This is a genomic window from Streptomyces sp. x-19 (assembly GCF_046549115.1).
Classification (GTDB): Bacteria; Actinomycetota; Actinomycetes; order Streptomycetales; family Streptomycetaceae; genus Streptomyces; species Streptomyces albulus_C.
On record NZ_JAJPWK010000003.1, the window covers coordinates 347155 to 360285 of the forward strand.

General features: G+C 75.5%; 12 protein-coding genes. 3 read left to right on the top strand and 9 right to left on the bottom strand.

Going from position 1 to position 13131, the window contains the following annotated elements; genetic code table 11:
• Positions 1 to 22 precede the first annotated feature (22 nt).
• Together ACLJT4_RS10220 and ACLJT4_RS10225 are read right to left on the bottom strand one after the other, a co-directional pair.
• The gene (locus tag ACLJT4_RS10220) at positions 23 to 1618 is read right to left on the bottom strand and encodes an ABC transporter substrate-binding protein (protein ID WP_411121979.1); all 1596 of its coding nucleotides are present in this window, start codon (positions 1616 to 1618) and stop codon (positions 23 to 25) included.
• A gap of 152 nt (positions 1619 to 1770) precedes the next feature.
• A complete protein-coding gene (locus ACLJT4_RS10225; RefSeq protein WP_411121980.1) occupies positions 1771 to 2997 on the bottom strand; it encodes a S1 family peptidase in 1227 nt (408 codons plus the stop codon).
• 136 nt (positions 2998 to 3133) lie between these two features.
• On the opposite strand from ACLJT4_RS10225, the gene ACLJT4_RS10230 reads away from it, so the two are divergent.
• Positions 3134 to 3667: a cell wall hydrolase gene (locus tag ACLJT4_RS10230; RefSeq protein ID WP_411121981.1), complete on the top strand. Its 534-nt coding sequence runs from the start codon at positions 3134 to 3136 to the stop codon at positions 3665 to 3667.
• A gap of 24 nt (positions 3668 to 3691) precedes the next feature.
• Here ACLJT4_RS10230 and ACLJT4_RS10235 read toward each other — a convergent pair whose 3' ends face one another.
• Positions 3692 to 5041, bottom strand: coding sequence for a hypothetical protein (locus ACLJT4_RS10235; RefSeq protein WP_411121982.1), 1350 nt, complete (start codon positions 5039 to 5041; stop codon positions 3692 to 3694).
• Between the two features lie 212 nt (positions 5042 to 5253).
• On the opposite strand from ACLJT4_RS10235, the gene ACLJT4_RS10240 reads away from it, so the two are divergent.
• Entirely contained in the window at positions 5254 to 5862 is a 609-nt protein-coding gene (locus tag ACLJT4_RS10240) for a hypothetical protein (protein WP_411121983.1), read from the top strand.
• On the opposite strand, the gene ACLJT4_RS10245 is transcribed toward ACLJT4_RS10240, so the two are convergent.
• From ACLJT4_RS10245 to ACLJT4_RS10255, 3 genes are read right to left on the bottom strand one after another with little or no spacing between them, the layout of a single operon-like run.
• The gene (locus tag ACLJT4_RS10245) at positions 5859 to 7001 is read right to left on the bottom strand and encodes an acyl-CoA dehydrogenase family protein (RefSeq protein WP_411121984.1); all 1143 of its coding nucleotides are present in this window, start codon (positions 6999 to 7001) and stop codon (positions 5859 to 5861) included. The two genes, ACLJT4_RS10240 and ACLJT4_RS10245, sit on opposite strands and share 4 nt — an antisense overlap.
• Positions 6998 to 8182, bottom strand: coding sequence for an acyl-CoA dehydrogenase family protein (locus tag ACLJT4_RS10250; protein WP_382465009.1), 1185 nt, complete (start codon positions 8180 to 8182; stop codon positions 6998 to 7000). Before ACLJT4_RS10250 ends, ACLJT4_RS10245 begins: the two co-directional genes overlap by 4 nt.
• Positions 8179 to 9177, bottom strand: a complete 999-nt coding sequence (locus ACLJT4_RS10255; protein ID WP_402539364.1) for an NADPH:quinone oxidoreductase family protein — start codon at positions 9175 to 9177, stop codon at positions 8179 to 8181. Before ACLJT4_RS10255 ends, ACLJT4_RS10250 begins: the two co-directional genes overlap by 4 nt.
• A gap of 228 nt (positions 9178 to 9405) precedes the next feature.
• Between ACLJT4_RS10255 and ACLJT4_RS10260 the strand changes: the two genes are divergently transcribed.
• Complete coding sequence (locus ACLJT4_RS10260; RefSeq protein WP_411121985.1) at positions 9406 to 10299, top strand: helix-turn-helix transcriptional regulator; 894 nt, start codon at positions 9406 to 9408, stop codon at positions 10297 to 10299.
• Here ACLJT4_RS10260 and ACLJT4_RS10265 read toward each other — a convergent pair.
• The 3 genes from ACLJT4_RS10265 to ACLJT4_RS10275 all read right to left on the bottom strand — a co-directional run bounded on the left by ACLJT4_RS10265 (position 10219) and on the right by ACLJT4_RS10275 (position 13047).
• Entirely contained in the window at positions 10219 to 11328 is a 1110-nt protein-coding gene (locus tag ACLJT4_RS10265; protein WP_411121986.1) for a glycosyl hydrolase family 18 protein, read from the bottom strand. The two genes, ACLJT4_RS10260 and ACLJT4_RS10265, sit on opposite strands and share 81 nt — an antisense overlap.
• A gap of 75 nt (positions 11329 to 11403) precedes the next feature.
• Positions 11404 to 12294, bottom strand: coding sequence for an aminoglycoside phosphotransferase family protein (locus tag ACLJT4_RS10270; RefSeq protein WP_411121987.1), 891 nt, complete (start codon positions 12292 to 12294; stop codon positions 11404 to 11406).
• A gap of 108 nt (positions 12295 to 12402) precedes the next feature.
• Positions 12403 to 13047, bottom strand: a complete 645-nt coding sequence (locus ACLJT4_RS10275) for a winged helix-turn-helix transcriptional regulator (RefSeq protein ID WP_411121988.1) — start codon at positions 13045 to 13047, stop codon at positions 12403 to 12405.
• Between the last annotated feature and the right edge of the window lie 84 nt (positions 13048 to 13131).

A 13131-nucleotide genomic window follows, 5' to 3' on the forward strand; every position in this document is an offset into this window, starting at 1 on the left:
CAGGGCAGCGAGGTCGGCGCGGTCACTTCGTGGGCTGCCAGTCCTCGACGTTCCACCAGGGGCCGGAGGCCAGGCCGTGGTCGTGCGGTTCGACCTGGGTGGTCAGGCCCTGCCAGCGGTCGTCGATGACGTAGAGGTGGTCGACGTGGGTGAGGAAGACGTAGGCGGGGTCCTTGACCAGTTCGCGCTGGACGGCGTCGTAGGCGTTCTTGCGGGCCTGGTGGTCGTCGGTGCGGCGGGCGGCGACGAGGTGGTCGTCGACGGTGTCGTTGGCGTACCGGGACATGTTGTTGAAGCCGTCGCCGGCGAGCGAGGAGTGCAGCAGCAGGTACTGGTCGAAGTCGGGGTCGGCGGGGCTGCCACCGCCGGCGAGGACCGCGTCCTGCTTCATGTTGGGTTCGATCGCCTCCCAGGTGCCGGACTCGACCTTGGCCTCGATGCCGGCCTTCTTGGCGTCGGAGGCGAAGGCCAGGGCGTGCTGCTGGCGGAGCTTGTCGCCGGAGAGGTACCAGAGGGTGAAGGAGGCGCGCCGGCCGTCCTTGGCGCGAACGCCGTCGGGGCCCTTCTTCCAGCCGGCCTCGTCGAGGATCTGCTGGGCCTTGGCCAGGTCGTGCGGGCGCTCGGTGCCCTTGGCGAACCAGGGGCTGTCGGTCGGCACCGGTCCGTAGGCGGGCTTGCCGGCGCCGCTGAGGATGCCCTTGACCATGGCCTGGCGGTCGACGGCGAGGTCCAGCGCCCGACGGACGGCGCGGTCGCCGGTGACCGGGTTGGCGCTGGGCAGGGTGACGTTGCGGTAGTCGAAGGTCTTGGCGGCGACGGTCTTGCGGCCCTGGTCGGCCTTGAAGGTGGCGGCGAGTTCCGGCGGCAGGATGGCGCCGTCGAGGTCGCCGGAGCGCAGCCGGGTGGCGCGGATGTCGTCGTCCTTGATGATCGCCATGGTGAAGTGCTTGACCTTCGGCGCGCCGCCCCAGTAGTGCGGGTTGGCGGTGAAGGTGAGCTTCTCGCCCTTGGACCACTTGGTGAGGACGTAGGGGCCGGTGCCGACCGGGTGGGTGGTGAAGGACCCGGTGTTGACGTCCTGTCGGCCCGCGAGGTGCTGGGGGGCGATGGGCAGGACGGTGCGCTCGGCGAACGGGGCGTACGGGTACTTCAGGTGGAAGACGACGGTCCGGTCGTCCTTCTTCTCGACCTTGTCGAGGGCGTCCAGTTCGGCCTTGGAGGCGTTGTTGGTCTTCTCGTCCAGGATGGTCGCGTAGGTGAAGACCACGTCGTCGGCGGTGAAGGGCTTGCCGTCGCTGAACTTCACGCCCGGGCGGAGGGTGAAGGTGTAGGTCGTGCCGCCGTCGGTGACCTTGGGGAGGGCGGCGGCCAGTGCGGGCTTCAGACGCATCTCGGCGTCGTGGGTGAGCAGCCCGTCGAAGATCTTGGAGTTGCCGTCCTTGCCGTATCCCAGGAGGGGGCTGAGCGTCTCGGGCTCGTAGGCGATGCCGACGACCGCGGTGTCGGTGGGCTTGCCGCCGCCCCGGCCCTCGTTCGGCGCGGCGCAGGCCGCCGCGGTGAGCGCCATCGTGGCCGCCAGCGCGGTGGCGGCCACGCGCCGTATGGACCGGGACGTCATTGCCCACACCCCTTTTGAAGATCGACTGTTGTTGCGAATGGCTCGCAATTATGCGGTTGCCATTAAACAGTACGTAAAGGTGTGGTCATGAACCGGTCCCGGGTGCCCCTGATCTGCTGGGGCCGCGGTGGCTCCCGGGACCGGGCCGCGGCTCACGGGGTGCCGGTCACCAGCTTCAGGTCCCACTTCCGCAGCGGCTCGTCGATCGGCTGGAAGATGGTGACGGTGTCCCCGCCGACGTCACACGTCGCGGCACCGCCTCCGGAGTGCACGCCGACGGCCTTGGGGGCGCCGGGCTGGGTGACGTACGAACCGCCCGAATCCCCCGCCGCGGAGCAGGCGTTGGTGAAGGACAGGCCGGAGATGACGGTGTTGCCGTAGTCCACGGTCTGGTCGGTGCGGGTCACCTCGCCGCAGCGCCAGCCGCTGGTCTGGCCCGAGTGGCAGATCGACATCCCGACGATCGCCTCCTGGGAGCCGGTGACGGTCACCGGGCTGCCGCCCTGACCGGCCACCGACGGGCTCAGCTTCCACCCCTGCTGGTCGACCGTCACCAGGCCGAAGTCGCCCCCGTAGCCGTTGACGCTGTGCGACCCGCCCTGGTTGGAGGTGCCCAGCCGGCTGCTGTCCTTGCCGTACGCGGGCTGGTTGGCCTTCAAGGTGCAGTGACCGGCCGTCACGAAGCCGCGGAGCCCGCTGGGACCGGTCACCGAGAACCCGATCGAGCAGATGCCGTCGGTGCCCGGCATCCAGCGCTCGCCGCCGACGACCGTGCCGCTCTGCTGGCGCGGCGCCTGGTCGCTGCGCTCGACGGAGACCGGCACCCGCGAACGGACCGCGAGCTGGCGGACCGTGGTCTCGAAACCGGCGGTGCGGTTGGTGCGCGCCGCGCGGTCGACCCGCACCACCACCCCGTTGGCGCGCTCGTCGATGCCCCAGCCGGTGACGCCGGGCACCCCGCGCCCGGCCCGCTCGGCGATCTGCTGCACCATGCCGCGCAGCGTCGCCCGGCTGTGCCGGACGGTCTTGGGCACCGCGCCGGCGGACCGCACCCGACGGGCGTCGGCGGCGTCGGTCACCGCGACGACCAGCCGGCCGAGCGACGTGTCGAACCACATCCCGGCGGGCGGCGCGGCCAGCACCCGGCGCACCGCGAGCGCGGTGTGCTGGGCCTCGGCCTCCTGCGCGAGCCGGGTGCGGGCCTGGACCGGCGAGAGGCCGAGGTCCCGGCGCATCGCGTCGAGCATGCCCCGCTGGGAGGGCTGGGGGCTGGGGTCGGGATGCGGCACGGCCCGCGCCGGACCGTTCGGGGCGACGGCCGCCAGCACGGCGGCCGCGGCCGCGCTCCACAGCGCGGCTTTGGGAATGCGGCGTTCCATCGGGGTCTCCTCGCGGTGTCGAGTACACGTCGGGCCCGGCGGATCCGGACGTGGGCGTGTGCATGGATCAGCCCTAGTCGAGACTCCTCGACACCGCGCCGGGCAGCACCGGGAAGAGCGCCGGCATCATGGCCCGGTGACCTCTCCCGATCGCCCCCAAGTCCCCACCGCTCACGGCCCGGTCGCATGCGAGGCGCTGCCCCGGGCGCTGCGCAACGTCGCCTACTCGGCCGCCCGCCATCCGGGAGCCGGGACACCTGAATGCCCGTCACACCCGGCCGGACCACCGACGGCCGGCCCGGCGCCGCCCCCGGACCTCACCGGGGGCGCCAACTGCCAGCGCTACGCCTACGCCGTGCTGGGCCACTTCGGACTGCGGGTGCCGCCGCTGCGGTCGGCCGAACTCTGGGCGGACCGCGCCGCGACCCGGCCGACCGCCCCGCCGGGCCCGCTGGACCTGGTGCTCTTCGACGCCGGCCCGGTCGCCGGACGGCCCGCCGGGTACGGCGCGCACGTCGGCGTCCACCTGGGCCCGGACCGGGTGTTGCACCTGTGCCGGGAGGTGGGCCGCCCGGTGGTGTGGACCTACGCCGACTTCGCGGTGCGGCCGCGGTACGCCCGCTTGCTGGGCGCCAAGCGGGTGGTGGCGGGCGACGGCCGGACCCGGTAGCCGGCGCCGGGTGGCCCGCCGCGGTCAGAAGTCGCCGCCGCCGAAGCCCCCGTCACCGCCGCCGCCGAAGCCGCCGTCGCCGCCGAAGCCACCGCCGAAGTCCCCCGGGTCGAAGTCGGCACCCGTGACGTCGCCGCCCTCCGCGCCCTGGTAGCCACCGAAGTCGGCGCCGTAGGCGGGGCCGGCCGCCATCAGGTGGCCGAGGGTGGTGCCGACCAGGAGGCCGGGGAGCAGTCCGCCGCCGAAGTAGCCGCCGGCCCAGGGGGCGTAGGAGGGGCCCGCGTCCCAGTAGGGGCGGTCGCCCTGCGGGGTGCGGACGGTGCGGGCCAGCGGCTCGCGGCCGTCCTCCAGTCGGCTCCGATCGGCGGCGCAGACCGGGACGGTGCGCTCCGCGCCTCCGGGCGGGGCCCAGGTCGCGTCCACCACCGACGGGCCGTGCCGGGGGTCGAAGAAGCAGGGCAGCCGCCGCTCCGGCAGCGGCTGACCGGTGCGGCGCGCGGCCAGCGTGGCGAGCGTGAAGCGGCCCTCCTCCAGCTCCTTGGTGACCGCCTGCACGTCGCCGGGGTGCTCGGCCGCGGCCATCGCCGACTTGGCGTCCTCGTAGGCGTCCAGGGCCCGGGCGTAGTCGGCGCGCATCGCGTCGTCGGCACCGGCCTCGCCCGGGTCGAAGTCCAGCCGGTCCAGTTCCTCGCCGAACGCGGTGATGTCCTCGTCGACGACGATCCGCAGGTCTTCGAGGGCGGCGCGCTCCTCCTCGGCCCGCTTGCGGCGGTTGCGGCGGGCGATGGCGTAGGCGCCGCCGCCCCCGACGACGATCAGCGCGCCGAGGCCGATGGCGGTGCCGGTGTCGAAGCCGCCGGCGGCGCCGCCCCAGGAAGCCGGGGCGTGCCCGTGGGCTTCGGTGACCGCGGTGTCGACGAAGCTGTTGACGCGCTCGGAGACGGTCGGGTACGCGGAGCGGTTGACGGCGCCGACGAGGTTCTGGACGGCGGTGCGCGGCATCACCCGGGGGTCGGCGCCGGCGTTGAAGCCGTCACCGAGCTCGACGGCGTAGACACCGGCGATGCCGACCTTGGTCCGGAGGTCCCGCAGCAGCGTGGCCGGCTGGTAGTCGGAGGTCCGGGGCAGGACGGCGACGAAGACCGGCTTGCCGGAGTCCTTGATCTTCTTGGTGAGGGCATCCGCCTGGCTGGCCGAAAACTGACCTGAGGCGCGGGGGTCGACGTAGACCGGGCCCCTCCGCAGCGCCGCGGCCGCCTCGTCCAGCCCACCCGCGGCATGCGCCCCGGGCGCAGCCACCGTGACCATCGCGAGGAGGGCCGCCAGCAGCAGGAGCACCGGTCCGATCAGCACACGGCGGGTTGCGGTCTTCATGGCTCCGACGCTACCCGAACCGCACTTTCCAGACACCCTCGCGCTTTACTCACCCTTTACCCATGGGTCGCCTGCGGCGCGCAGTATCCCTCCCGTTCCGGGGCCTGTCGCGCCGGAACTGTCCAGGCAGGTGGTCACCGGGCGCGGGTTTTTGATGATCAAGGTCGCGGGGCAGGTTCCGGCCGTCCCTCCCCCGAGCAAAGGAGGACACGATGGGCAGGGTCGCCGAGACGGCCAACACCCTCGCCGTCGCGGTCGCCGCCACCGCGGTCGGCTGCACGCTGGTCCTCGAACTGGCCCCCTCGCACCGCGGCCCCGAACGGGCCGCCGCCCCCGCCGCGGCGCCGGCCGCCGCCGCCGGCCCGGTCGCCGCCGGCCGCTCCGCCGTCACCCGCGACGGGCCGGCCGGCGCGGACCCGGCGCTCCGGGCGGCGCCCGCCGCGCGGGACCCGGCCACCGTCCGCCCCGCCGGGTCCCGACCGGCCGGGACGATCCAGGTCACGGCGCCCGCCGGCCCCGTGAACCTGCGGGCCAACGGCAGCTTCCCGGTCGCCTGGACCAACTCCACCGGCGCCGAGGTGGACGTCTGGCTGAGCGCGACCGCCGGCCGCGGCCGGATACAGCGACTGGCGTTGGTCTCCCCGCGGGCCGGCGCGGCGCGTGCCGGCGAGGCCCTGGTGACGCTGCCCGCGGTGCCGCCCGGCCGGGCCTACGCGCTGGAGGTCGCCGCCGGCAACGGCACCGCCCACGCCTTCAGCCGCCCGTTCGCCGTCACCGACGAAAACCGCCGGGGCGCACCGGCCGCCGGGCCGCCGGGCTAGGGCGCGGCCAGGTCGACCAGGCCCGCCAGCGCCTCCCGGTGGCGCCCCGGCGCACCGAGGGCGAGTTCGTCGCCCTTGGCGCGCTTGAGGAACAGGTGCGCCGGGTGCTCCCAGGTCATCCCGATGCCGCCGTGCAGTTGGACGCACTCCTCGGCGGTGCGCACCGCGACCGGCGCGCAGTACGCCTGTGCCACCGCGACCGCCATCGGCGCGTCGGGGCGGTCGGCGGCCAGCGCGTCGGCGGCGTTGCGGGCCGCCGCCCGGGCCGAGACGACGTCCAGCCAGAGCGCGGCCATCCGGTGCTTGAGCGCCTGGAACGACCCGACCGGGCGCCCGAATTGGGTGCGCTCGCCGGTGTACCGCACGGTCTCCTCCAGGCACCACTCGGCGAGGCCGAGCTGTTCCGAGGCGAGCAGCCCGGCGCCGGTGCGCAACGCCCGGTCCACGGCGCTCCGGGCCCGCGCCCCGTGGGCCAGCGGGCGGCCCGGGGCCCCGTCGAGCACCACGTGGGCCAGCGGGCGGGTCAGGTCGAGCGGGGTGAGCGGCTCGGTGCGCACGCCGTCCGCCGCGGCGTCCACGGCGTACAGCGCCGGCCCGTCCGGGCCCTCGGCCGGGACGAGCAGCAACCCGGCGCCGGCGGCGTCGGCGACCGAGGTGATCCGCCCGGTGAGCGCGCCGGCCGCGTCCGCCCGCACGGTCGCCGCGCCCGGCCCGCCGGGGGCGGTCGGCAGCGGGACGGCGAGCACCCCGACGGTGCGGCCCGCGGCGAGTTCGGCCAGCGGGCCGGCGACCTCGGCCCGGTCGGTGTCGCAGCCGAGGAGCGCGGTGACCGCGAGCACCGCACTGCTCAGGTAGGGCACCGGGGCGACCGCCCGGCCCAACTCCTCCAGGACGACGGCGGCCTCGCGGGCACCGGCGCCCTGCCCGCCGAGCTCCTCGGGGACCAGCAGCCCGGCGGCTCCGATCTCGGCGGTCAGGGCCCGCCACAGCTCCGGGTCGTACGGACGGCCGGTCTCCAGGTCGGCGAGGACGGCGGCCGGAGCGCAGCGGTCGGTGAGCAGCGCCCGGACGGCGGTGCGCAGCGCGTCCTCCTCGGCGGAGTACAGCAGGTCGGGTGCGGTCTCGTCGGTGCCGGTCATCGGGGGAGGTCCTTCCACGCGACGTCCTTGTCGGTGCGCGGCTCGGGCGGGAGGCCCAGGACGCGCTCGGCCACGATGTTGAGCAGCACTTCGGAGGTGCCGCCCTCGATGGAGTTCCCCTTGGCGCGCAGGTAGCGGTAGCCGGCCACCCGGCCGGTGAAGTCGACGCCCTCGGGGCGGCGCAGCGTCCAGTCGTCGTAGGTGAGGCCGTCCTCGCCGCGGAACTCCACCTCCCAGCCGCTGATCTGCTGGGCGAGGCGGGCGAAGGCCAGTTTCATGCCGCTGCCTTCGGGGCCCGGTTGGCCCTGGGTCAGTTGTTGGCGCAGCCGTTCGCCGGTGAGGCGGGCGACCTCCGCGTCGACCCAGAGCTTCAGCAGCCGCTGGTGCAGGTCGTGGGTGCGCAGTTCGGGGTGGGCGCGCCAGGCGGCCGCGGCGACCCCGACCATCCCGCCCTCGCGCGGGGTGCGGGCGCCGCCGATGGCGACCCGCTCGTTCATCAGCGTGGTCTGGGCGACCCGCCACCCGTCGCCGACCTCACCGAGGCGGTGCGCGTCGGGGATCTTGACGCCGGTGAGGAAGACCTCGTTGAACTCCGCCTCGCCGGTGATCTGGCGCAGCGGCCGCACCTCGACACCGGGGTCGGTCATGTCGCACACGAAGTACGTCATGCCGCGGTGCTTGGGGACCGTCGGGTCGGTGCGGGCGACCAGGATCGCCCAGCGCGCCAGGTGGGCGCTGGAGGTCCACACCTTCTGGCCGTCGACCACCCAGTCCCCGCCGTCGTCCCGGACCGCGCGGGTGGCCAGTCCGGCCAGGTCGGAGCCGGCGCCGGGCTCGCTGAAGAGCTGGCACCACACCTCCTCGCCGGTCCACAACGGCCGCAGGAAGCGCCGCCGCTGCTCCTCGGTGCCGTAGCGCAGGACGGTCGGCGCGGCCATCCCCAGGCCGATGCCGATCCGGCCGGGGTCGTTGTCCGGGGCGCCGGCGGCGGTCAGTTCGGCGTCGACGACGGCCTGGAGGGCGCGCGGCGCACCGAGTCCGCCGAGCCCTTCGGGGAAGTGCACCCAGGCCAGCCCGGCGTCGAAGCGGGCGCGCAGGAAGTCGAGCCGGTCGGTGGTGGCCACGGGGTGCGCGGCGAGCAGGGCGGCGGTGCGCCGGCGCAGGTCGGCGGCGTCGGTCATCGGCCCTCCTCCGCGCCGGGGAGCACGACCAGGCGGCCGACGGAGTCCCCGTCGGCGACCCGCTGGACGGCGTCGGCGGCGGCCGACAACGGGACCCGCCCGCCGATCAGCGGCTCGATGGCGCCCCGGGCGGCGAGTTTGGTCAGTTCCTCGTGGCAGGCGTCGACGGCGGCCGGGTCCTTGGTGTTGTACAGGCCCCAGTGGAGGCCGAGGACGGCGTAGTTCTTGACCAGGGCGTGGTTGAGGGCCGGCGCGGGGATGGTGCCGCCGGCGAAGCCGACGACGACGATCCGGCCCTCGAAGGCGATGCACTTGGTGGACTTGGCGTAGGCGTCGCCGCCCACCGGGTCGTAGACCACGTCCGCGCCCCGCCCGCCGGTGGCCTCCTTGACCGCGGCGACGAGGTCGTCGGTGTGCCGGTCGAGGACCAGGTCGCAGCCGAGCGCTCGGGCGGTGCGGGCCTTTTCGGGGCCGCCCACGACGCCGATGACCCGGGCGCCGGCGGCCCGTCCCAGTTGGACGGCGGCGCTGCCGACGCCACCGGCCGCGGCGTGCACCAGCAGCGTCTCGCCCGCTTGGAGGCGGGCCCGGCGGTGCAGTCCGAACCAGCCGGTCTGGTAGCCGATGTGCAGCGCGGCGGCGCCCGCGTCGTCCAGGGCGTCGGGCGCCGGGCGGACCGTCGCCGCGTCGGCGACCGCGAGTTCGGCGAACCCGCCGCCGGGCAGCGCGGGCTGGGCCAGCACCCGCGCGCCGACCTCGGCGCCGGCCCCTTCGCCGACCGCTAGCACCTCGCCGCAGATCTCCACGCCGGGGGTGAACGGGAGCGGCGGCCGGACCTGGTACTGGCCCCGGCACAGCAGCGCGTCGGGGAAGTTGACGTTGGCGGCCCGCACCCGCAGCAGCACCTGGCCGGGGCCGGGTTGCGGGTCGGCGACGTCCTCCAGCCGCATCACCGCTCGCGGCTCCCCGTTCGCGTGCACGCGCCATGCCTTCACCTGATGCCTCCACAGACCTCGGACGTACGGCTGGTGCGGGACCGGAACCGGCCCCCGCCACGGGGCATACTAAGCGGTCGGTATCCCCGAAGGAACAGTTCCGGCCGGGCCCGCCACCGGGTGCCCGGCCACCGGACGACCGCCCTCGCCGGCCGCCCTCGCCCGGCCGCCAGCCTGGCCATGACAGGGACAGGCAACCCGGCCGCCCCATGGCGCAGACTGGCCGGCATGGACGCACCCGCCACCGGCCCCGTTGCACTCGGGGACTTCCTCCGCACCCGCCGCGCCCGGCTCCAGCCGGAGGACGTCGGCCTGGTCTCCTACGGGGCCCGCCGCCGGGTGCCCGGCCTGCGGCGCGAGGAGCTCGCCCAGCTCGCCGGCGTCAGCGTCGCCTACTACACCCGCCTCGAACAGGGCCAGAGCCACAACGCCTCCGAGGGCGTGCTGGACGCCCTGGCCCGGGCGCTGCGGCTGACCGCCGACGAGCGCGCCCACCTGCGGCAGCTCGCCCGCCCGACACCGGGCCGGCGCCGCCCGGCGGTCCGCCCCGACACCGCGCGCCCCGGCGTGCGGCAACTGCTCGCCGCCGTGCCCGGCGTGCCGGCCGTCGCCCTCGGGCCGCGCTTCGAGGTGCTGGCCTGGAACCGCCTCGGGCACGCGCTGCTCGCCGGCCACCTGGACTTCGACGGCCCGTCCCGCCCCCAGGACCGACCCAACACCCAGCGGCTGCTCTTCCTCGACCCGCACACCCGCGAGCTGTACCCGGAGCGCGAGGAGGAGACCCGACGCGCCGTCTCCGCCCTGCGGGTGGCCGCCGGCCAGCGCCCCGATGATCAGCAACTGGCGGAGCTGATCGGCGAGTTGTCGATGAAGAGCACCGAGTTCAGCGCCCTGTGGTCGCGCCACTCGGTGAGCAACTGCACCTTCGGCACCAAGCACCTCCACCATCCGCTGGTGGGCGACCTGACCCTGGACTTCGAGATGCTGCAGACCCCGGACGGCTCCGGGCAGGCCGTCCTGATGTACACCGCCGCCGACGGCTCACCGTCCGAGGCCGCGCTCCGCCTGCTCGCCGCGGAACGCGGCCCAGACGCCCGGATCCTCGAACCCGAGCGCCCATAGCCCCCGCCCCCGCCCCCGCACCCCGTACGCCGCCAGCAGCGGCAGCTGCGCCCGGACGCCCCGCGCGTCCTGGTACCAGACCTCGTGCCGCTCACCGCCGCGCGCATAACGGAAGTGCGGGGTGCCGGAGTCCGCGTCGAAGGCGTACCGGGCGCCGACCCGCCGGCGCAGCGCCTCGGCCTCGTGCCAGGTCAGGTGGGTGGCGCGCCGGCCGCTGCCGGGCACCCAGTCCCAGCCGTAGCCGGGGAAGGCCACCTCGATCCGATCCCGGGGCACCTCGGCGGTGGCGTCGCGCAGGATCCGCGCGTACCAGCCCTTGGACGACAGCGGGCCCGGCTCGCCCAGCGACCAGTGCAGGTCGTAGCCCATGTACCGCACGGTGTCGGCGAGCGCGCCCAGCCGCCGGTAGGCGAAGGCCGCGCCGGCCCCGCGGATCCGCGGCATCACCGTCACCACGCACGTCCTGCCGCGGCGGTGCAGCCGCGCGCAGAGCTCCTCGACGAGGGTGACGTAGCCGCTGCGCACCCGGGCCCGGGCGGCCGCGTCGCCGGTCACCGCCATCGTCTCGTAGTCCAGGTCGATCCCGTCGTACCCCTGGCTCGCCACCACCCCCGACAGCGTCTCGACGTGGGCCCGCCGGCGCACCGGGTCGTGCAGCAACTCCCCCATCGCCGCCGCGTCCAGCGTCTCGGTCACCGTCGGCACCACCGCGATCCCGGCCCGGTGCAGCCCCGCGACGACCTCCGGCCGGACCGCGCCGGGCCGGCCGGTGACCGCGCGCTCCCCCGTCGTCTCGTACCAGAAGGGGCTGACGGTGTGGAGCTGGTCGGCGTGCGCCAACGCGTCCCGGTAGGCGCCCTCGACGTCGCCCCAGAACGGCAGCCACGCCGATCCCCGGCCCGCCCGCTCCGGCGGCCGCGCGGCGCCGATCGCCCCGGAGGGCGGCACCACCCCGGCGAGCAGCACCCACACCGCCAGCACCACCCCGCCGACCCGCGCCCGCTTCGGTGTCCACCGCACTCGTTCCATGCCCTGAAGCCTCGCCCGGCCCCCTGCCTGACGCCCCATCAGTGCGGCCGAATGGCGGGGCACCCGGCCGGGCCGCTACGGGGCGTCGTCGAGCCGCCGCCACAGCCGCCGGGCCTGCCGTGCGGCGGTGCCGGGCGGGTTCCTGGGATGCGCGGGATCGTCGGCCGCGAGCAGGCAGAGCCACATCAGGGCGTGCAGCGTGCGGCACTCCCGCAGGCGGGCGGACTCGGCCGGGGTCAGGGCGAAGCGGCCCAGGAACGCGGCGGTGTCGAACGGGTGCGGCTGCCAGGCGGAGACGTGCTCGACGATCTCGGCGAGTTCGTAGGCCCGGTCGCTGCGGCCGGACTCCTCGAAGTCGACGACCCGGACGCGGCGACCGTCCCAGAGGTAGTTGGCCGCGTTGCCGTCGCCCGCGCCGAACACGGCCGGGACGTCGGCCGGGAGGGCACGGCGGGCGTCCTGGGCGTCGGACCCCGCCCGGTCGAGCCAGTCCGTGCCGGCGCGCAGTGCCCGCCGCACGTCCGGGGCGAGCGGCCGGTCCGGCGGCGCCGCGCACCAGGCGCGCACCCGCGCGACGGTGTCCCGTCGGTGGCCGTGGCGGAGCGGCAGCCGGGCCAGCTCGGCGGGCGGCAGGGCGGCGTGGACGGCCTGGACGGCCCGCGCCCAGGCCGTCAACTCCCGAGACCCGAGCGGCCTTCCGCGCAAGCAGGCGCCCGGGAGCCGGGACGTCACGAGGGTCGGCGGGGCCGCCGCACCCGTCGGGTCCCGGACGTCCAGGAGGACCGGAGCGATGCCCGGGGCGTGCCTGCCGAGCAGCAGCAGCGCGCGCCGTTCGCGCACGAAGGGGTCGCGCCCTTCGGCCCGCCGGAAGCGCTTGACGACCCGGTCGGGGTGCAGGACGACGTCGTGGGTGTGCCAGTGGACCGTCCCGGAGGGTGGCGGGGACGGCGGTGGGTCCGCGTTCACCGGACGGACGGTGGCACGCCCGGTGAACGGCGGCAAGGGCGCGGCGGCGGCCGACGGGGACGGTTCCGCCGGCGGACGGGACGGCCGTCGGACGGTACGGCCGGCCGCTCAGACCGCGGTCGGGTCCGTGGTGCGGTCCTCGGGACGGGACTCCTCGATCCAGCCGGCCGCGAGGCCCTCGGCGAGGGAGAAGCGGTCGTGGGCGAGGGCCACGCAGGTGGCGGTGTCCATCCGCAGGACGGCGTCGGGGTGGGCGGCCGGGCCGTCGGCGTAGCGGGCGGCGACGGGGTCGTGCGGGTCCAGCACCACGTGGAACGCGCCCTGGTCCAGGGCGACGTCGACGGTGCGCACCGGGCCGTCGGCGAAGTGTCGGGCGAGCCGGGCCATCAGCGGGAGCGCGAACCAGTGGGCGCGGACCGCGTCGGTGGGGCGCTGTTCGCCGAGCGCCGGGGCGCCCCAGTCGGCGAGCGCGGTCAGTGCGGGGAGCAGGGCGTGAGCGCGCGGGGTGAGTTCGTAGACGGAGGCGGCGGCGGGCGGGGGGAGGCGGCGGCGGGTGAGCAGTCCGTCGCGCTCCATGTCCTTCAGGCGGGAGGCGAGCATGTCCGTGCTGACGCCCGGCAGGTCGGCGTGGAGGTCGGTGTACCGCCGGGAGCCGCCGAGCAGTTCCCGGACGATCAGGAGCGTCCAGCGGTCGCCCACGGCGTCCAGGGCCCGGGCGACGGCGCAGTACTGGTCATAACTTCGGCGCGGCATGACACCAGCATAGACATGTGATTGGATTTTCCAAGTGCGACGTTGGGAAAACCAAGTACGGTGTCACGAGTGCTGCCGCACCCC